Source organism: Ruegeria sp. BHSC029 (assembly GCF_059613085.1).
In genome coordinates this window covers 486,858-504,691 of sequence record NZ_JBXWRU010000004.1, presented here as the reverse complement: position 1 = coordinate 504,691, position 17,834 = coordinate 486,858, and the positions used below count along the sequence as shown (strand labels likewise).

The 17,834-nt window shown below is 62.7% G+C and carries 18 protein-coding genes; 8 read left to right on the top strand and 10 right to left on the bottom strand.

Annotated elements, in window-relative coordinates; all coding sequences use genetic code 11:
- Positions 1 to 10: 10 nt before the first annotated feature.
- Complete coding sequence (locus AC2FML_RS12560) at positions 11 to 1,192, bottom strand: aminotransferase class I/II-fold pyridoxal phosphate-dependent enzyme (RefSeq protein WP_496783382.1); 1,182 nt, start codon at positions 1,190 to 1,192, stop codon at positions 11 to 13.
- Between the two features lie 109 nt (positions 1,193 to 1,301).
- Positions 1,302 to 2,630: an amidase gene (locus AC2FML_RS12555; RefSeq protein WP_496783380.1), complete on the bottom strand. Its 1,329-nt coding sequence runs from the start codon at positions 2,628 to 2,630 to the stop codon at positions 1,302 to 1,304.
- A gap of 57 nt (positions 2,631 to 2,687) precedes the next feature.
- Between AC2FML_RS12555 and AC2FML_RS12550 the strand changes: the two genes are divergently transcribed.
- Positions 2,688 to 3,950 (top strand): FAD-dependent monooxygenase, encoded by a 1,263-nt coding sequence (locus AC2FML_RS12550; RefSeq protein ID WP_496783378.1) that lies wholly within the window; start codon positions 2,688 to 2,690, stop codon positions 3,948 to 3,950.
- Here the strand turns inward: AC2FML_RS12550 and AC2FML_RS12545 are convergent.
- The 5 genes from AC2FML_RS12545 to AC2FML_RS12525 all read right to left on the bottom strand — a co-directional run bounded on the left by AC2FML_RS12545 (position 3,947) and on the right by AC2FML_RS12525 (position 7,471).
- The gene (locus AC2FML_RS12545) at positions 3,947 to 4,132 is read right to left on the bottom strand and encodes a Trm112 family protein (protein ID WP_093964266.1); all 186 of its coding nucleotides are present in this window, start codon (positions 4,130 to 4,132) and stop codon (positions 3,947 to 3,949) included. The two genes, AC2FML_RS12550 and AC2FML_RS12545, sit on opposite strands and share 4 nt — an antisense overlap.
- Positions 4,129 to 4,770 (bottom strand): LON peptidase substrate-binding domain-containing protein, encoded by a 642-nt coding sequence (locus AC2FML_RS12540; protein WP_093964265.1) that lies wholly within the window; start codon positions 4,768 to 4,770, stop codon positions 4,129 to 4,131. The genes AC2FML_RS12545 and AC2FML_RS12540 overlap by 4 nt, the downstream gene beginning before the upstream one ends.
- A gap of 27 nt (positions 4,771 to 4,797) precedes the next feature.
- Positions 4,798 to 5,715, bottom strand: a complete 918-nt coding sequence (locus AC2FML_RS12535) for a thioredoxin family protein (protein ID WP_170360825.1) — start codon at positions 5,713 to 5,715, stop codon at positions 4,798 to 4,800.
- Between the two features lie 88 nt (positions 5,716 to 5,803).
- Positions 5,804 to 6,592 carry an exodeoxyribonuclease III gene (locus AC2FML_RS12530; protein ID WP_496783377.1) on the bottom strand — a complete coding sequence of 263 codons (789 nt, stop codon included), beginning with the start codon at positions 6,590 to 6,592 and terminating at the stop codon, positions 5,804 to 5,806.
- 192 nt (positions 6,593 to 6,784) lie between these two features.
- Positions 6,785 to 7,471 (bottom strand): response regulator transcription factor, encoded by a 687-nt coding sequence (locus AC2FML_RS12525; protein ID WP_093964262.1) that lies wholly within the window; start codon positions 7,469 to 7,471, stop codon positions 6,785 to 6,787.
- A 162-nt stretch (positions 7,472 to 7,633) separates the two neighbouring features.
- Here AC2FML_RS12525 and ribA point away from each other — a divergent pair, with 162 nt between their 5' ends.
- Positions 7,634 to 8,728: a GTP cyclohydrolase II gene (gene ribA, locus AC2FML_RS12520; protein WP_170360820.1), complete on the top strand. Its 1,095-nt coding sequence runs from the start codon at positions 7,634 to 7,636 to the stop codon at positions 8,726 to 8,728.
- Positions 8,725 to 9,225, top strand: coding sequence for a L,D-transpeptidase family protein (locus AC2FML_RS12515; protein WP_496783375.1), 501 nt, complete (start codon positions 8,725 to 8,727; stop codon positions 9,223 to 9,225). Before ribA ends, AC2FML_RS12515 begins: the two co-directional genes overlap by 4 nt.
- Here AC2FML_RS12515 and AC2FML_RS12510 read toward each other — a convergent pair.
- Both AC2FML_RS12510 and AC2FML_RS12505 read right to left on the bottom strand, forming a co-directional pair.
- Complete coding sequence (locus AC2FML_RS12510; RefSeq protein WP_496783374.1) at positions 9,209 to 9,868, bottom strand: YggS family pyridoxal phosphate-dependent enzyme; 660 nt, start codon at positions 9,866 to 9,868, stop codon at positions 9,209 to 9,211. The two genes, AC2FML_RS12515 and AC2FML_RS12510, sit on opposite strands and share 17 nt — an antisense overlap.
- Positions 9,869 to 9,971: 103 nt before the next feature.
- Positions 9,972 to 11,063, bottom strand: a complete 1,092-nt coding sequence (locus AC2FML_RS12505) for a porin (RefSeq protein ID WP_496783470.1) — start codon at positions 11,061 to 11,063, stop codon at positions 9,972 to 9,974.
- Between the two features lie 280 nt (positions 11,064 to 11,343).
- Here AC2FML_RS12505 and AC2FML_RS12500 point away from each other — a divergent pair, with 280 nt between their 5' ends.
- The 5 genes from AC2FML_RS12500 to AC2FML_RS12480 all read left to right on the top strand — a co-directional run bounded on the left by AC2FML_RS12500 (position 11,344) and on the right by AC2FML_RS12480 (position 16,632).
- Positions 11,344 to 11,832 carry a DUF3576 domain-containing protein gene (locus AC2FML_RS12500; RefSeq protein ID WP_170341302.1) on the top strand — a complete coding sequence of 163 codons (489 nt, stop codon included), beginning with the start codon at positions 11,344 to 11,346 and terminating at the stop codon, positions 11,830 to 11,832.
- A gap of 72 nt (positions 11,833 to 11,904) precedes the next feature.
- Positions 11,905 to 14,442, top strand: a complete 2,538-nt coding sequence (gene leuS, locus AC2FML_RS12495) for a leucine--tRNA ligase (RefSeq protein WP_496783372.1) — start codon at positions 11,905 to 11,907, stop codon at positions 14,440 to 14,442.
- Complete coding sequence (gene lptE / locus AC2FML_RS12490) at positions 14,429 to 14,929, top strand: LPS assembly lipoprotein LptE (RefSeq protein WP_170342238.1); 501 nt, start codon at positions 14,429 to 14,431, stop codon at positions 14,927 to 14,929. Before leuS ends, lptE begins: the two co-directional genes overlap by 14 nt.
- Entirely contained in the window at positions 14,926 to 15,954 is a 1,029-nt protein-coding gene (holA, locus tag AC2FML_RS12485) for a DNA polymerase III subunit delta (protein WP_496783370.1), read from the top strand. The genes lptE and holA overlap by 4 nt, the downstream gene beginning before the upstream one ends.
- 81 nt (positions 15,955 to 16,035) lie before the next feature.
- Positions 16,036 to 16,632: a glutathione S-transferase family protein gene (locus AC2FML_RS12480; protein WP_496783368.1), complete on the top strand. Its 597-nt coding sequence runs from the start codon at positions 16,036 to 16,038 to the stop codon at positions 16,630 to 16,632.
- Here AC2FML_RS12480 and AC2FML_RS12475 read toward each other — a convergent pair.
- Positions 16,629 to 17,819, bottom strand: a complete 1,191-nt coding sequence (locus AC2FML_RS12475) for a TIGR03862 family flavoprotein (protein WP_496783366.1) — start codon at positions 17,817 to 17,819, stop codon at positions 16,629 to 16,631. The two genes, AC2FML_RS12480 and AC2FML_RS12475, sit on opposite strands and share 4 nt — an antisense overlap.
- Positions 17,820 to 17,834: the final 15 nt, after the last annotated feature.

Genomic DNA, 17,834 nt, shown 5'->3' with positions numbered 1-17,834 from the left:
CCCTCGTACCTCACGAATAGATGCAGTCGCGGAGCGTGATCAGCCCGCGCTGCATCTCTGTTTTTGGGGCCACCATCGCGACCCTGATAAAGCCTTTGCCCGGGTTCTGCCCCGGATCCCCTTGTGAAAGATATGCGCCCGGCAGGACCCGAACCCCGGTTTCCCGCCACAGCTTCAATGCGGCCTGCTCGCCATCCTCGACGGGCAGCCAAAGAAAGAACCCCGCCTCGGGCGGCATATAGCCCTGAACGCCCGCAAACACCTGATCGGCGATGGCATATTTTTCCTGATACAGCGCGCGGTTTTCCTGAACATGCGCCTCGTCGGCCCAGACCCTGGCCGCCGCGGCCTGCAACGGCAGCGGCAAGGGCGCCCCGGCATAGGCGCGCAACTGCTTGACCCGCTTGATGCTTTCCGGCCCGCCCGCGATCAGCCCCGACCGCAGCCCCGCCAGGTTCGACCGTTTCGACAGCGAGTTGAACAGCGTGATCCGCTCGGGATCGGCGCCCAGCTCCTGCGCGACGGTCAGGATGCCGGTGGGCGGCGTATCGCGGTAGATCTCGGAATAGCACTCGTCGGCGAAGATGCGGAAATCGTACCGCTCGGCCAGCCGGATCAGCTCGGCCCAGTAGTCGCGCGAGGCGACGGCACCCTGCGGGTTGGCGGGCGAACAGATATAGGTGACGGCGGTGCGGTTCAGCACATCCTCTGGCAGGCCGGCATAGTCCGGTAGATGCCCGGTGGCCGCGGTGGCCGGCACGAAATACGGCTGCGCCCCGACCGAGATCGAGGCCACCATGTAGACTTGATAGAACGGGTTGGGGCACAAAACGATCGGCTGCTGGCCGTTCTTCTGCTCGGGGCAGAGCGCCATGGCGGCGTTATACAACCCCTCGCGCGTGCCGTTCAGTGCCATGATGTTGGTCTCGGGGTCCATCCGCACGCCATAGCGACGGTCGATCCAGTCGGCGATGGCCCCGCGCAGCGCGTCGGACCCCTCGTTCGGCGGGTATTTCTGAAATCCGGCGGCATTTTCCACGATGACATCGGTCACCCAGGGCGGAAAGTCATGCTTGGGCTCGCCAATCGTCATATGCACGACATCACCGCCCGGCACGTGATGGTCGAGCAGGGCGCGTAGACGCGGAAAAGCATAGGCCGGTAGGTTCGAAAACCGCTCGGGGAAATTCATGACTGCTGCCTCGATACCGGGATCATTGGCGCCCCGGTTTTCCAGCAGATTACAGGCCGAACCCCCGCGCGTCCAGACAAAGAGGTTCCGAATCAGGGGATTGTGGCATTCAGGTCAGAACCGCCTCGGCCGCCGCGCCCAGCCGCAAAAGCGCCTCTTCCGAGCCCGGATAGCCCAACATCATCAGCCCGCAGGACGGTATCGTGGTGGGCAGCGACAGCGCCGCCAGCCCCATCAGGTTGCCGATCCGGGTGTTGCGCAGGGCCAGAAGGTTCTCGGTGACGTAGTAGTCATGGTCGTTCATCAGCCGGTCCAGATCCGGCGGCAGGATCGGCGCGGTGGGGGCCAGAACCGCGTCAAAGCCGGCGGTGGCCGCGTCCCAGGCCGACCGGCAGGCTTTCAGCCGCGACCACGCGGCCACGTAATCCGGGCCGGAATGCCCCTTGCCCGCGCGGAACCGTTCAAGGATTTCGGGATACATCGCCTCAGGGTTGGCCTCGATCACGTCACGCCACAGGCCATAGGCTTCGGTGGTGTAGAGAACACCGGACAGGCCCATCGCCTCGACCAGTTCCGGCACCTCCAGCGGCACGATTTCGGCCCCTGCATCACGCAAGCGGTCCAGCGCCTCGGCATAGGCCTGGCGTGGCGCGTCGCGCAGATCGTCCTGCGCGATGGTCTGCAGATCGGCAAACCGCCGCCCCTTCAGGCTGGCGCCCCGCAGATCGGCCGGCGTTCCGCCTTCCAGCAGCGCCAGCATCTGCGCCGCATCCTCGACCGACCGCGCCAGCGGGCCGACCGTGTCGAACCGCAGGCATAGGGGCACCACGCCCTCGAGGCTCAACCGCCCCGACGTGGTTTTCAGCCCCACCAAGTCGTTCCACGCGGCCGGAATGCGCACCGATCCGCCCGTATCCGAGCCGATTCCGCAGGCCGCCAGACCAAAGGCCACCGACGCCACCGCACCCGAGGACGACCCGCCCGGAACCGCCTTTTCGTCATTCACGCAGGGCGGCGTCGCGGTGACGGGGTTCAGGCCAAGGCCCGAGAAGGCCAGCTCGCTCATATGCGTCTTGCCCAGACAGACCGCGCCCATGGCCGTCGCGTTGCGCAGAACGGTTGCGTCATGGTCGGGAACCCGGCCGCGCAGCAGGGTCGATCCGGCCTCGGTTCCGATCCCGGCGGTGTCGAACAGATCCTTCCAGCTGATCGGCACCCCATCCAGCAGGGACCGGCGCAGCCCTTGGGCCACCCGTTCCTTGGCCGCGCGGGCTTCGGCGCGGGCGCGGTCATGCGTGACGCGGGCATAGATGCGATCGCGGTGCGGATGGGCGTCGATGGCCGTCAGATAGACCTCGGTCAGTTCCTCGGGATCGATCTGCCCCATGCCGATCCCCCGGCCCAGGTCACATGCCGTCATGGTCAGCCAGTCCTGCATCTTTGCCCCCTTGTCGGAAAAATTCGTGTTTCGGCGACGGTAGCGACAGGACTGCACATGGACAATCCCGAAAGGGCGCGCATATTGCACCGCATGACACAGGTTTCCGATATCTTGATCGTGGGCGGCGGGCTGAACGGCCCTGCCCTGGCGCTGGCGCTGGCGCAGACCGGGCACAGCGTCACCGTGATCGACGCGCTGGCCGAGAAGGTGCGCAAGAACGCGGCGTTCGACGGGCGTGCCTATGCGCTGGCGCTGGCCTCGCAACGGTTGCTGGCCGCGATCGGCATTTGGGAGCGGGTCGCGGACCACGCCCAGCCGATGTTGGAGATCAAGGTCACCGATGGCCATGCGGGCGCAGGCCCGTCGCCGTTTTTCATGCATTTCGACCATGCCGAGATCGAGGAAGGCCCGATGGGCTATATGGTCGAGGACCGTCACCTGCGGCGCGCGTTTCTTGCGGCGATGGAGGCAGAACCGGCGATCACTCGGGTCGATGGCAAAACCGTGGTTGCGCAGGAAACCGGGCCTGGTGGCGTGACCGTGACGCTGGATGACGGATCGGCGCTGTCCGGTCGGCTTCTGGTGGGGTGTGACGGCCGCCGCAGCGGCACCGCCGCCCGCGCCGGGATCAAGCGGACCGGATGGGACTACGGCCAGACCGCGCTGGTCTGCGCCATCGAACACGACCTGCCGCATCACGGCATCGCACATCAGTTCTTCATGCCCCCCGGCCCGCTGGCGATCCTGCCGCTGACCGGCAATCGCAGCTCGATCGTCTGGAGCGAACGCTCTGACACCGCGCAGCGCATCAACGCGCTGGACGAGGCCGAGTACCTTCAAGTTCTGCGGCCCAGATTCGGCGATTTTCTGGGTAACATCCGCCTGCAGGGCGACCGGTTCACCTATCCGCTGAACCTGACCATCGCCAATTCCTTCATCGCCGAGCGGCTGGCGCTGGTGGGTGATGCGGCCCATGGCATGCACCCGATCGCCGGTCAGGGGCTGAACGCCGGGTTGCGCGACGTCGGCGCGCTGGCCGAGGTTCTGACGCTGGCCGGGCGGCGCGGCGAGGACATCGGCTCGGTGCTGGTTCTGGAGCGCTATCAGGAATGGCGCCGCTTTGACACGGCGGCCCTGGCAATGGCGACGGATGTGTTCAACAAGCTGTTTTCGAACGACAATCCGATACTGCGGCTGGGGCGCGACATCGGAATGGGCATCGTGGGCTCCCTGCCCAGCCTGCGCCGCGGCTTCGTGCGCGAGGCCGCCGGTTTGACAGGCGACCTGCCCAAGCTGCTGCAGGGCCGCCCGATCTAGTCGAGCTTGCGCGCCTCATCCACCAGCATCACCGGAATCCCGTTGCGGATGGGAAAAGCCAGACCAGCGGCTTTCGAGACCAACTCCTGCCGCTCGGCGTCATATTCCAGCGTGGTATGAGTCTGTGGGCAGATCAGCGCCTCGAGCATGTGGCGGTCGAATCCCGGTTCCGTCTCTGTCATTGCAATTGTTCCTCGTTTGAACCCCCGCGCAGCGAGAATTCGATCAGTGTGACAAGCGTTTCGCGCCGGGTGCGCAGACAGGGCGCCTCAAGCAGGGCCTGCTTGTCCTCAGGGTCGAAATCCAGAAGCATAGACAGGGAATTGACCAGCAATTCGTCATCCGCCTCGTTCAGTGACTCCCAATCGGTCGACAGTTGGCGGGCGGAAAAGTAACGCCCCAGCAGACGCAGGAAACCGGACCGGTCGAACGTATCGTCTATTTCCCCTTTGCCCAGATCGCGGTCGAACCCGTCCCAGGTAACGGCGCAGCGACGATACGGCGTGAAACCATCCAATTCGGATTGGATGCGAAACCGGGACACACCGGACAGAGTGATCAGATAGCGCCCGTCTTCGGTCTCGGAAAACTGCGTGACACGTCCGGCGCATCCGATCCGATGCAATTTGGTGTCGTCGTTCTGACAAGGGTTCGGCTGGACCATGCCGATCAACCGCTCTTTGGTTTTCAAGGCGTCATCCAGCATTTGCAGGTAGCGGGGCTCGAAAATATGCAGCGGCAGGCGTGACCGGGGCAGCAACAGCGCCCCGGGCAGAGGAAACACGGACACCGTGTCCGGCAGATCGGCGGGATGCATCATGTTTCCGACTCTAGCTCTGATGCGCGGTTAGGCAAATATCATCGAGCTGAGTTTGCGGCGACCGTTCAAAACGATCGGGTCATTGGCCTTGAGCGCATCGAAGATGGTGAACAGCTGCGCCTTGGCTGCGCCATCATTCCATTCCCGATCGCGGCGGAACAGCTCCAGAAGCTGGTCAACCGCCTCGGCGGCCTTGCCGTTGGCATAGAGCGCCTGCGCCAGGTCGAACCGGACCTGATGGTTGTCGGGATCTGCTTCGACCGCTGCCGTCAACTCGGCCACCGGCCCGGCATTTGCGGCCTGCTTGGCCAGTTCCAGCTGCGCGTGGGCAGCTTCCAACTCGGCCGTCGTTGAAATCTCGGCCGGAGCGCCGTTCAGGATCGCCTCGGCCTGATCAAGGTCACCCATCGCGATATGCGCCCGCACCAGGCCGCCATAGGCCGCGGCATGTTTGGGGTCTTCGCCAAGAATGGCGGCAAAGGTCTGGGCCGCATCCACTGCCGCGCCATCATTCAGCATCTCTTCGGCGGCCTCCACGGCCTCGTCCAGCTGGCCGCCCGGGCTCTGGCCCCCGGCAGCCTCGATCACACGGTCGATAAAGGCCTTGATCTCCGATCCTGGCAAAGCGCCTTGGAATCCGTCAACCGGCTGCCCCTTGAAGAAGGCGTAGACGGTCGGAATCGACTGGATACGCAATTGCGAGGCGATCATCTGCGCCTCGTCCACGTTGATTTTCACCATCTTGACCGCGCCCTTGGCCGCGGTCACGGCCTCTTCCAAGGCCGGACCCAAGGTCTTGCAGGGACCGCACCAGGGCGCCCAGAAGTCGACGATAATGGGCAATTCCTGCGATGCCTCGACGACATCGGCCATGAAAGTGGCCTCGGTTCCGTCTTTGATCAGATCGGTGGCTGCGGGGCTGCCTGCGCCGTTCAGAAGTTCCATGGCATTCACTCTCCGGATTCAGTCTTGCGCCTTATATGCAACCAGCCGACCGGGAAACCAAGGGCCGAGTTGCGGAATCCCGCACCGATCAAAGATCGAAACTGGCAAAGACGGGCGCGTGGTCGCTGGGCTTCTCCCAGCCGCGCGCGTCGCGCAGGACGCAGCTGGAATGGCCGGCGTTCGAGATATCAGGCGTCGCCCAGACGTGATCCAGGCGCCGCCCCTTGTCAGCCGCATCCCAGTCGCGGGCGCGATAGGACCACCAGCTGTAGAGCTGTCCCTCGGGGATGTCCTGCCGGGTGATATCGACCCAGCCGCCCGCATCCTGCGTCTCGGCCAGTTGCGCGACCTCGATCGGCGTGTGCGACACGACCTTGAGCAGTTGTTTGTGCGACCACACGTCGTCCTCGCGCGGGGCGATGTTCAGGTCGCCGACCAGAATGGATTTCTGCGGCTTTTCGGCGTGGAACCAGTCGCGCATGTCGGTCAGGTAATCCAGCTTCTGGCCAAATTTCTCGTTCACCTCGCGATCGGGAACGTCGCCGCCTGCCGGGACGTAGAAATTGTGGATGATCACCCCGTTTTCCAATCGCCCCGCCACATGCCGGGCATGGCCCAGCCCGGCAAAGTCCTGATCGCCCAGATCCGTGATCGGCAGGCGCGACAGGATGGCCACGCCGTTATAGCCCTTCTGACCGCGGGCGATCATATGGGTGTAGCCCAGTTCCGCGAAGCCCTCGGTCGGGATCTTGTCGACCGGCGATTTGCATTCTTGCAGGCACAGCACGTCCGGCGCTTCCTCCTGCAGCAATTTCAGCACGATCGGCTCGCGCAGGCGAACGGAATTGATGTTCCAGGTGGCCAGAGTGAAAGGCATGATCGGGGTTCCCTTGTCGCGACTCGGGCAAACTAGCGCGGCAGGTGCCGGGGTGCCATCCGAAAAAAAGCCGGGCCAAAGGCCCGGCAGTCCAACAGGGAGGTACATGTCATGACCCGGACATGCACGGGATGGGATTATCCTAAAGATGCTTGCAGAGTATCACTTTGATCCACATCAATCCACCTATGGTTACGACACCAGTCGATATCCACCAGATTCTGTGACCAAAAGGCGCGCATTGGAGGGATCGGGCTCGATTTTCTGACGCAGCCGGTAGATGTGCGTTTCCAGCGTATGTGTGGTTACACCGGCGTTGTAGCCCCAGACCTCGTGCAGCAGCACATCGCGCGCCACCACGCCGTCGGTCGAGCGATAAAGGAACTTGAGAATGTTGGTTTCCTTCTCCGTCAGCCGAATCTTGCGGTCGTCCTCGGTGATCAACATCTTCATCGCCGGCTTGAAGGTGTACGGCCCCAGGACAAAAACGGCATCTTCAGACTGTTCGTGCTGGCGCAGCTGCGCGCGGATCCGGGCCAGAAGCACCGGGAACTTGAACGGCTTTGAAACATAGTCGTTGGCGCCCGCATCCAACCCCAAAATCGTATCGGCATCGCTGTCATGGCCGGTCAGCATCAGGATCGGGCTTTTGACCCCCTGCTTGCGCATCAGGCGGCACAGCTCGCGCCCATCCGTGTCGGGCAACCCCACATCGAGGATCACAAGGTCATAGATGGCTTCGCGCGCCCGCTCCATCGCGGATTGGCCGTCGGAGGCTTCGAATACATCAAAGTCCTCGGTCATCACCAACTGCTCGCTGAGCGCCTCGCGCAGGTCTTCATCGTCATCGACCAGCAGGATTTTCTTGAGTTGCGCCATGTCCCGGTCCTCCTAAACCTTTTGCTACACTTGAGCGTGGAAGATGCAATCAACAAGTTTTGCTGCAATGCTCTCACGCCCTCGTGTCTGGTGGGCCGGAAATGTTTCACATTTCCTTTCGAACGGGCTAGGACGAGGGTCGAACGTTACAGGATAACATCAATGAGTCTCATTCCAGACATCGCCGAGTTGCTGGCCCGGGCGCGTGCCGACCTTCGGATGGGCGTTCCGGTCGTGCTGACGGATGACGGGGATTTCAGCGTTGTCGCCGTCGCCGCAGAGACACTCAACCCGCAGCGTCTGGCGGACCTGAGAGGTCTGGGCGACACGCCTGTGGTTGCCATCACCGGACGACGGGCCGAAACGCTAAAAGCCCGCGCCTATGACGGTGATCTTGCTCGGGTCGTGATCCCGGCGGAAGCTGATCTGGGGTGGGTGCAGGCGGTTGCAGACCCGTCCGATGACCTGAATGCCCCGATGAAGGGACCCCTAATGACTCAGCGCCAGGGCAATGCACACCTGCATCGCATCGCAATCGCACTGACCAAATCCGCCCGCCTGCTGCCCGCCGCGGTGGTGGTTGCGGTCGAAAACGGCCGGGCCTTTGCGGCGACACACGGTCTGACCTGCATCGACCACACACGCGCCGCGCCGCATCTGGCCGATCGCAGCCCCTTGCACGAGGTGGTGGCCGCGCGCCTGCCGATGGAGGTGTCCGAGGCCGGTCGTCTGCACGTCTTCCGCCCAGAGGACGGTGGTGAGGAGCACTATGCCATCGAAATCGGCCGCCCGGATCGCTCGAAACCTGTTTTGGCACGGTTGCATTCGGCCTGTTTTACCGGTGACCTGATGGGCAGCCTGAAATGCGACTGCGGCCCGCAACTGCGCGGTGCCCTGGCCCAGATGGGGGCCGAGGGGCATGGGGTTCTGCTGTATCTCAACCAGGAAGGTCGCGGGATCGGCCTGGCCAACAAAATGCGCGCCTATTTCCTGCAGGATCAGGGCTTCGACACCGTCGAAGCCAACCACCGGCTTGGGTTTGAAGATGACGAGCGCGATTTCCGCCTTGGATCGGACATCCTGAAATCGCTCGGGTTCAGTTCGGTCCGGTTGCTGACCAACAACCCCGCCAAGATCGCAATGATGGAACGGACCGGGATTGCCGTTACCGAGCGTGTGCCGCTTAAGGTCGGGGAAACTGCCCACAACCGGGCCTATCTGGCGACCAAGGCCTCGAAATCGGGCCACCTGCTGTGAGCCCTCTTGATCTGGTGGTAACGCCGACCGGAGTGCGGTTCTTCGGCCGCAGGTTTCCCTGCACCATCGGCAAAGGCGGCCTGAGCAACCACAAGCGCGAGGGCGACGGGGCCACCCCCACAGGGCACCACCACATTGTCGGAATGCTGTACCGCCCGGATCGGATTGCGCCTCCCGCCCCGTGGGCTTTGCCCATCGGGCCGGGCGATCTGTGGTCGGATGACGATGGGGATCAGGACTACAATCAACACGTTCGCGCGCCCTATCCATGCAGTCACGAACGCCTGCGTCGGGCTGACCCGCTGTACGATCTGGTGCTGATTACCGATTGGAATTGGCCCGTCGCCACACCGGGCAGCGGATCAGCGATCTTTCTGCATCAGTGGCGCAGACCGGGTTATCCGACCGAAGGCTGCGTGGCGTTCCGGCGCGACGATCTGCACTGGATCGCGCGGCGCGTCGCACCCGGAACCCGGATCATCATTCCGCGGGTTTGACCCGGTCACCAAAAATGGCCGACCCCACCCGGACATGAGTTGCACCCAGCGCGATCGCGGTTTCAAAATCGCTGCTCATCCCCATGGACAGGCCATCCAGCCCGTTTCGGCGCGCGATCTTGGCCAGCAAAGAAAAATGCAGCGCGGGCTCTTCGTCGACGGGCGGAATACACATCAACCCACGCACCGGCAGGTCAATTGATCGACATTCGGCGACAAAATCATCGGCCTCGGCGGGTATAACTCCGGCTTTCTGAGCCTCTTCGCCAGTATTTACCTGAATGAATAGATCAGGACACTGCCCCACCTCTTGCGCCAGCCGCGCAAGGGTTTTGGCCAGTTTGGGACGGTCGACCGAGTGGATCGCGTTGCACAGTTCCATCGCCTGCCGCGCCTTGTTGGTTTGCAGCGGACCAATCAGATGCAGATCAATATCGGGATAGCTTTCACGGAAGGCGGGCCACTTGCCGGCGGCCTCCTGCACCCGGTTTTCACCAAAACACCGGTGACCCTGCTTCAACACGGCCTCGACCCGGTCGTTGGGCTGCACCTTGGATACGGCAATCAGCCGGACCGAGCCCTTGGGGCGGCCGGCTGCGGCTTCGGCCTTAGCGATGCGGGCGGTGATTTCTTGCAGCGACATGGATTCCCTCTGTTTCCATTTGTCCGCAGAAAAACACCATGTCGGCGCAAAAGAAAAGGGCGGGTCCGAAGACCCGCCCTCAAACCTTGCGGTTCAGATCAACTTAGAAGTTGAACTGAGCACCGAAGTCAGCGCGCAGGCGGCCGTCGCCGTCGCCAACTTTCGTCTGGCCGATACCACCGCGCAGCGATGCACCGCCGCCCAGGTCGTAGATGGCGCCAATGCCGTACTGCTGGGTGTCGTTGTCAGCCGAACCGTCGCCGTAAGCGAAGGTCAGGGTGGTTGCAGCGCCAACGTTGTAGGCTGCCGACAGACCGTATGCAGTGCCGTTCAGCGAGTCGTCTGCAACGTCATCGTCTGCGACGAAGATGGTGCCCGAGAAGTCGCCGAATTCAGCACCCAGGGTCAGAACTGCCAGGCTCTGCTTCTCGATCGCGTCACCGATGGCGCTGGTTTCACCATAAGCAACAGCTGCGGTGAAGTTGTTGAAGCTGTAGGTGAAGCTGATGTCCCAGCGGTCTGCGCTGTCTGCAACACCGTTCAGACCAAAGGTTGCCTGGTCGTACGATGCGCCAAAGGCGAAGTCACCAACTGCGTACTGGAAGAACACAGCGTTCGAACCTGCACCGGTCGACGAGTAGCCCAGGAAGCTGTAGTCAACGCCCGAGTACTGGCCGATGAAGTTTTCCAGGCCCGGCTCGTTACCGTAGTAGTTTGCCAAGTTGTCGAACGAACCAGCAACGTTGCCGGCGTCAACACGCAGACCACCGTAGATGACCGAGAAGCGAGCGCCGTTCAGGCCGGCTGCGTTTGCTTCGCCGGTGCTGGCGTTTTCGTCAGCCTGCAGACGAACACGTGCTTCAAAGCGGACGCCACCGTCGGTTTCCGCGATGCCGTCGATGTTCAGGCGGAAGCGCGAGACCAGGATGGTTTCGTCGGTTGCAACGGTTGCGGTGTTGGTGGTGGTCTGGTCGGTCAGCGTGGTGGTCTGACCAGTGTTGGTCGCACCGCTGGTGGTCGTGGTGGTCACGCCGGTGTTGGTGACGGTCACGCCGGTGTTGAAGTTGGTCACAACGCCGGTACGGTCTTCCAGGTAACCGATACCAAAGCGGCCATAACCGCTGAACTTAACTTCGGCCGCGGCAACCGATGCGGTTGCGATCAGTGCGGTCGATGCGAAGAGAACTTTTTTCATCTTGTTTCCCTCGGTTTCAATAATTTCTACTCGACACATACCTGCTGCATATGTCTCAGCACGCAGACCGTTTCGCTCTTTTTGCCCCTGTTGCGCAAGCATGCCTTGGACAGCTTCGGTTCTTTGACCCCAAATTGGTGCAAGGATGCCACAGTCGAATTCACCCCGATATTTCAGCAGCACGGGTACGTAAGCCAAGAATGGGGTTGTTGCAGCACAGTACGTTGTCTAGGAGTATCTCCTAGCAAAGCAAAACATGTGAAAACAGGACCTGCCGACGATGCGCCTGCTGACGATTTTGGGTTTGACCGTTTTGACTGCCTCCGTTTCTGCGTGCGGACAGAATCGGAGCACGTCGCCCAACCCCAATGTTCTATCCGCCGACGGCAGCTCGTCCGAGGCCCGCGAGCTCAACGATCCGAATCGTTCGACCATCTGGGATGTGTTCGGCCCCAACAACTCGGAACAGGTCACCCAGGTCAACCGGTACCTGTGGGCGGCGTCGCTGGATGTGCTCAGCTTCCTGCCAGTACAGGAGGTGGATCCGTTTACCGGCGTTATCATAACGGGTTACGGCAAACCGCCGGGCGGCGGGCGGTCCTATCGGGCGACGGTGCACATCAGTGATCCGGCCCTGGCGGCGCGGTCCCTTTCGGTGGCTCTGCAGACCAGCGGAGGCGCTCCGGTCAGCGCGGCGACCACGCGTGCGGTCGAAGATGCGATTCTTTCGCGGGCGCGTCAGCTGCGGATCGCGGACAACAAGCTCTAGCAACCCGCAGAAAATCACAATATTACCACGCCGGGCCCCTGCCCGGCGTTTTCATTCACGAAGGACCGCATGATGTCGCGTTACTCGGCCAACGAAATCGAAGCAAAATGGCAAGAGGCCTGGGACAAGGCCGGGATCTTCACCGCCAAACGGACGGCGGACAAGCCGAAATACTATGTGCTGGAAATGTTCCCCTATCCGTCGGGGCGCATCCACATGGGGCATGTGCGCAACTACACCATGGGTGACGTGATCGCGCGCCACAAGCTGAGCACCGGGCACAACGTTCTGCACCCGATGGGCTGGGACGCTTTCGGGATGCCGGCGGAAAACGCGGCCATGGCCATCGGCGGCCACCCCAAGGACTGGACCTATGGCAACATCGCCGACATGCGCGCGCAGATGAAGCCGCTGGGCCTGTCGATCGACTGGTCGCGCGAATTCGCGACCTGTGACCCGGAATATTACGGCCAGCAGCAGGCGCTGTTCCTCGACATGCTGGATGCGGGCCTGGTCTATCGCAAGAACGCCGTGGTCAACTGGGACCCGGTGGACATGACCGTGCTGGCCAACGAACAGGTGGAAAGCGGCCGCGGCTGGCGCTCGGGCGCATTGGTCGAGCGGCGCGAGCTGACCCAGTGGTTCTTCAAGATCTCCGAGTTCTCGGAAGAGCTGCTTGATGCGCTGGATACGCTCGACAACTGGCCCGCCAAGGTGCGGCTGATGCAGGAAAACTGGATCGGCAAGTCACGCGGGCTGGAGTTTTCCTTCGAGCGCACCGACGGCAGCGCACCCATCACCGTCTATACCACGCGACCGGACACGCTGTTGGGGGCGTCTTTCGTGGGTATCTCGCCCGATCACCCGATCGCCAAGCAGCTTGAGGCCGCGAACCCCGAAGTCGCTGAATTCGTTGCCGAATGCCGCAAGGGCGGCACCACGGAAGAGGCCATCGAGACCGGCGAGAAGCTGGGTTTCGACACCGGCATCCGCGTCAAACACCCGCTGGACCCGAACTGGGAACTGCCGGTCTGGATCGCGAATTTCATCCTTATGGATTACGGCACCGGCGCGATCTTTGCCTGCCCCGCGCATGACCAGCGCGACCTGGATTTCTGCCGCAAATACGACCTGCCGGTAATCGACACCTTCTTTGCCCTGGATGACGACACGCCGGTGGACAAGATCGCCTTCGTCCCGCCGAAAGAGCAGAAGGTGCGCTGGGTCAACCATTTCGCCGGTCTGACCGAGGCCACCGGACAGGAAGCCATCGACGCGACTATCGACTTTGCTGAGAAGGCCGGCTGGGGCAAAGGCGTGACCAAGTACCGCCTGCGCGATTGGGGCCTGTCGCGCCAGCGCTACTGGGGCTGTCCGATCCCGGTGGTACATTGCGACGATTGCGGCGTGGTGCCGGAGAAAAAGGAAAACCTGCCGATTCGCCTGCCCGACGATGTCACCTTCGACAAACCGGGCAACCCGCTGGATCGTCACCCGACCTGGCGCGACTGTGCCTGCCCGTCCTGCGGCAAACCGGCCAAGCGCGAAACCGACACGATGGACACTTTCGTCGATTCGTCGTGGTATTTCGCCCGTTTCACCGCCCCGCGGGCGGAAACGCCGACCGATCTGGCCGAAGCCGAGTACTGGATGAACGTGGACCAGTATATCGGCGGCATCGAACACGCGATCCTGCACCTGCTGTATTCGCGGTTCTTCGCCCGCGCCATGCACATCACCGGGCATCTGCCGAAAAAGGCGATCGAGCCGTTCGACGCGCTGTTCACCCAGGGCATGGTCACCCATGAAATCTATCAGACCCGCGACGACAAGGGCCGCCCGGTCTATCACCTGCCGGAAGAGGTCGAGGACGGCAAGCTGAAGGCGACGGGCGAGCCGGTCGAGATCATCCCCTCGGCCAAGATGTCGAAATCGAAGAAGAACGTGGTCGACCCGGTCAGCATCATCTCGGCCTTCGGGGCGGATACCGCGCGCTGGTTCGTTCTGTCCGATTCGCCGCCCGAGCGTGACGTGGAATGGACCGCCGCCGGCGCCGAGGCCGCGCACAAGCACCTCAGCCGCGTGCATCGCATCGTGTCCGAGATCGCCGCGTCCGACGCCCCAGCCAATGCCGAGGACGAAGCGCTGCTGCGCGAGATGCACAAGACCATCCATGACGTGACCGGCGGGGTCGAATCCTTCGGCTTCAACGCCTCGATCGCCAAGCTCTATGCCTTTACCAACACGCTGGCCAAATCCAAGGCGGGCGCGCAGGCCAAGCGGCAGGCTGCCAAGACGCTGGCGCAGCTGATGTCGCCGATGACGCCGCACCTGTCCGAAGAGCTGTGGCAGATGCTGGGCGGCGAAGGGCTGGTGGCGCTGGCGCCCTGGCCGGTGGCGGACGAGTCGATGCTGGTCGATGACACCGTCACCCTGCCCATCCAGATCAACGGCAAGCGCCGTGCCGAAATCAGCGTGGCCAAGGATCTGGACAAGACGCAGGTTGAAAGAATCGCGCTCAGCACCGAAGCTGTGCAAAAGGCGCTGGATGGCGCTGCTCCGAAAAAGGTGATCGTTGTTCCGGGCCGTATCGTGAATGTCGTTGTTTGACCGCAGAAACCTGCTGCTTTCGTTGGCGGCGTTGACCGTGGCGCCCGCTTGTGGGTTCCAGCCGGTTTATGCCCCGGGCGGCGCTGGCAGCGAATTATACGGCAAGGTCGCCGTGTCAGCGCCAGATTCGGTCGAAAGCTACCTTCTGGTGCAGAATCTGGAGCAGTCCCTCGGGCGCAGCGTCAGTTCAGCCAAGGATTACAGCCTGAATGTGCAGGTCTCTACGGTGACCCGCGGGGCCGCCATCACGACCTCGAACGAGACCAACCGGTATTCGATTGACGGGCGCGCCAGCTATACGCTGAGATCCAATGAAACGGGCCAGATCCTTGTGTCCGGCACTGTGGCCGATTTCGTAGGCTACTCCGCCGCGGGGTCCACCGTTTCCACGCTCGCTGATGAACGGGATGCCAAAGAGAGGCTGATGGTCATCCTGTCCGATCAGATCGTCACGCGCCTGTATTCCGCACCGGGCCTGGCTTCATGAAGCTGTCCCCGCGCGACGCCGAGGGGTATTTCGCCAAACCTGACCCCGACAAGACGGGATTGTTGATCTACGGTGCCGACGCGATGCGCGTTGCGCTCAAGCGCCAGCAGGTATTGGCTGCGCTGTTGGGCCCGGGCGCCGAAGAAGAAATGCGCCTGACCCGTCTTCCGGCCTCGGATCTGCGGGCGGATCCTGCCCTTCTGCTGGATGCCGTGAAGGCTGTGGGGTTCTTTCCTGGCGCGCGCGCCGTATTCGTCGAGGATGCAACAGACGCCGCAACCCCGGCGATCACCGCCGCGCTCGAGGATTGGGCGCCAGGCGACGCTCAGATCATTGTGACCGCCGGGCAGCTCAAGGCCAGCTCGAAGCTGCGCAAAGCGTTCGAAGGCCATCGGGCCGCCTATGCGGTCGGGATCTATGACGACCCACCGTCGCGCGCGGAGATCGAGCGTGTTCTGGTCCAAGCCGGACTTGCGAGCTTTCCCCGTGACGCGATGTCCGTGCTCAGCGATCTGGCGACCGAACTCAGCCCGGGCGACTTTGCACAAACCGTTGAAAAGCTGTCTCTTTACAAACGTGGTGATGCCACAGACGTTTCCGTCGAGGACATCGAGGCCTGCGCACCGCAATCCAATGAGGCGGCCCTGGATGACGTTCTCAACGTCGTTGCCGAAGGCCGATCCGGTGAAATCGGGCCCCTGATCCGGCGGTTGCAGGCGCAGGGAACCAATGCGGTGTCCCTGTGCATCGGCGCGACCCGGCATTTTCGCACGCTCTATGCCTGCGCCTCGGACCCCGGTGGCGCAGCGCAAGGGATCGGCAAACTCCGGCCGCCGGTTTATGGCAAGCGGCGTGACCGCATTCTTCGGCAGGCGCAGAATTGGGGCGCGCACAAGCTGCAGACGGCTTTGACCGTGCTGACGGATACGGATCTGTCTCTCCGGTCGGCAGGCCAGACTGCCCCGGCCATGGCCCTGGTCGAACGCGCTCTGATCCGGCTGGCCATGCTGGCGCGGTCACGCTGAATTGAACTGACGGCGCGTCCGACTTGACGCGGCGGCGCAGTCCCCCACCCTGACGCCAGAGCAACCACGCAGGAGCATGACATGTACAAGATTTACGGGCGCATCCAGAGCCGTGCCTCTCGGGTTATCTGGCTATTGGAGGAACTGGGGCAGGACTATGAGTGGATCGATGCGGGCCCGCACGACCCGCGCGTTCTGGACCTGAACGGCACGGGCAAGATTCCTGTCCTGCAAGATGGTGATGCAGTCATTTCGGACAGCGCGGCGATCATGACTTATCTGGCGGACAAGCACAGGGCCTTCACCTACCCCGCCGGCACCCCGGAACGGGCCGAGCAGGATTCGTTGTTGCACGCGCTGTTGGAAGAATTCGATGCTCCGCTGTGGCTGGCCGCCCGCCATATGTTCATTCTGCCCAAGGACAAACGCGTTACACAGGTCGTCGAAACCGCCCAGTGGGAGTTTGACCGCAGCTTTCAACACATGGGACAGCGATTCAAAGGGCCATTCCTTCAGGGCGAGCAGATGACGATCGCGGACATCCTGTGCGTTCACTGCATGAGCTGGGCAAAGTCGGCTGGATTCCCGATGAATTCAGACAGCCTGAAAGCCTACGGCAAGCGCGTTCGCGAGCGTCCGGCCTACAAGAAACTGGGTGAAATGGCCAAATCCGCCTAATCCGCTTGGGACAGCCCGGCCCATTCTGCAGCCGAGCGCCCCGCCCAACGACCTGTCGCCAGGCATGCGGTCAACAGATAGCCGCCGGTCGGGGCTTCCCAATCCAGCATCTCGCCTGCGCAGAACACGCCGGGCTTGGCTCTCAGCATCAGCCCCGAGTCCAGCCCGCTTTTCGCAACCCCGCCTGCGGTCGAAATGGCTTCGTCCAGCGGGCGCAAGCCTGCGTTGCGAACAGGCAAAGCCTTCAAAGTCTTGACCCAATCATCCCGGCGCAGATTCTGCCCATGTGTCATTTCGTGGAACAAGGCGATCTTTGGCGGCGGCAGTCGCAGGCCGTTCTTCAACCAACGGGTCAAAGTGGTTTTCGGGCCAGCTTTTGACAAACGCCTGGACAGATCCTGAATCGTGCGGTCCGGCGCGAGGTCCACATACAGATCAGCACCCTGCCGCAGCGCGGGTGTCAGCGGGTAAAGACCGCCCCCTTCCAGGCCTTTGGCTGAAATGACCGCCTCGCCACGGCTGGCAAGGTCGCCCGCGCGCCACCGAACAGATTTCAGCGCCTGACCGAAATACGCGGCCATATGGGGGCTCCATTCGACGGACAGTGCGGCGTTCGATGGTGCAAAAGGGACCAGCGGAACCCCGGCATCGGCCAGAGCCGGCGCCCAGGCGCCATCCGACCCCAGACGCGCCCAGCTGGAACCGCCAAGCGCCAGAACCGTGACGTCAGCAACCACTTTCTGCCGACCTGCCGGCGTATCAAAGACCAGCGCGGGGCCGTCCCAACCCAGCCAGCGCCAACGGGTACGGATCTCGACCCGCATCTCTTCCAGCCGCGCCAGCCAGGCGCGCAGCAATGGCGAAGCTTTTTTTGATTTGGGAAATACCCGCCCTGTGGACCCCGTGAACAGATCTTGGCCCAAGTCCCGCGCCCAGCTTTGCACGCTCTGCGCATCGAATGCGGCAATCATTGGGTACAACCAGTCCGCCGCATCGCCGTACGCCGAAATCAGGCGGTCAAACGGCTCGTCCTTTGTCAGGTTCAGACCGGACTTCCCCGCCATCAGGAATTTGCGGGCCACCGAGGGTTTGGCCTCGGCAACCAGCACATTGTGCCCGGCCCCGGCAAGTTCTTCGGCGGCCATCAGCCCGGCGGGGCCTGCCCCGATCACCACTGCCTGTGCCATATCTGCCCTCTTGCC

What these genes read in the sequence shown, in the direction of transcription:
- AC2FML_RS12560 (WP_496783382.1), bottom strand. Translation starts at nt 1,192, where the DNA reads ATGAATTTCCCCGAGCGGTTTTCGAACCTACCGGCCTATGCTTTTCCG.
- AC2FML_RS12555 (WP_496783380.1), bottom strand. Translation starts at nt 2,630, where the DNA reads ATGCAGGACTGGCTGACCATGACGGCATGTGACCTGGGCCGGGGGATC.
- AC2FML_RS12550 (WP_496783378.1), top strand. Translation starts at nt 2,688, where the DNA reads ATGGACAATCCCGAAAGGGCGCGCATATTGCACCGCATGACACAGGTT.
- AC2FML_RS12545 (WP_093964266.1), bottom strand. Translation starts at nt 4,132, where the DNA reads ATGACAGAGACGGAACCGGGATTCGACCGCCACATGCTCGAGGCGCTG.
- AC2FML_RS12540 (WP_093964265.1), bottom strand. Translation starts at nt 4,770, where the DNA reads ATGATGCATCCCGCCGATCTGCCGGACACGGTGTCCGTGTTTCCTCTG.
- AC2FML_RS12535 (WP_170360825.1), bottom strand. Translation starts at nt 5,715, where the DNA reads ATGGAACTTCTGAACGGCGCAGGCAGCCCCGCAGCCACCGATCTGATC.
- AC2FML_RS12530 (WP_496783377.1), bottom strand. Translation starts at nt 6,592, where the DNA reads ATGCCTTTCACTCTGGCCACCTGGAACATCAATTCCGTTCGCCTGCGC.
- AC2FML_RS12525 (WP_093964262.1), bottom strand. Translation starts at nt 7,471, where the DNA reads ATGGCGCAACTCAAGAAAATCCTGCTGGTCGATGACGATGAAGACCTG.
- ribA (WP_170360820.1), top strand. Translation starts at nt 7,634, where the DNA reads ATGAGTCTCATTCCAGACATCGCCGAGTTGCTGGCCCGGGCGCGTGCC.
- AC2FML_RS12510 (WP_496783374.1), bottom strand. Translation starts at nt 9,868, where the DNA reads ATGTCGCTGCAAGAAATCACCGCCCGCATCGCTAAGGCCGAAGCCGCA.
- AC2FML_RS12505 (WP_496783470.1), bottom strand. Translation starts at nt 11,063, where the DNA reads ATGAAAAAAGTTCTCTTCGCATCGACCGCACTGATCGCAACCGCATCG.
- AC2FML_RS12500 (WP_170341302.1), top strand. Translation starts at nt 11,344, where the DNA reads ATGCGCCTGCTGACGATTTTGGGTTTGACCGTTTTGACTGCCTCCGTT.
- leuS (WP_496783372.1), top strand. Translation starts at nt 11,905, where the DNA reads ATGTCGCGTTACTCGGCCAACGAAATCGAAGCAAAATGGCAAGAGGCC.
- lptE (WP_170342238.1), top strand. Translation starts at nt 14,429, where the DNA reads ATGTCGTTGTTTGACCGCAGAAACCTGCTGCTTTCGTTGGCGGCGTTG.
- holA (WP_496783370.1), top strand. Translation starts at nt 14,926, where the DNA reads ATGAAGCTGTCCCCGCGCGACGCCGAGGGGTATTTCGCCAAACCTGAC.
- AC2FML_RS12480 (WP_496783368.1), top strand. Translation starts at nt 16,036, where the DNA reads ATGTACAAGATTTACGGGCGCATCCAGAGCCGTGCCTCTCGGGTTATC.
- AC2FML_RS12475 (WP_496783366.1), bottom strand. Translation starts at nt 17,819, where the DNA reads ATGGCACAGGCAGTGGTGATCGGGGCAGGCCCCGCCGGGCTGATGGCC.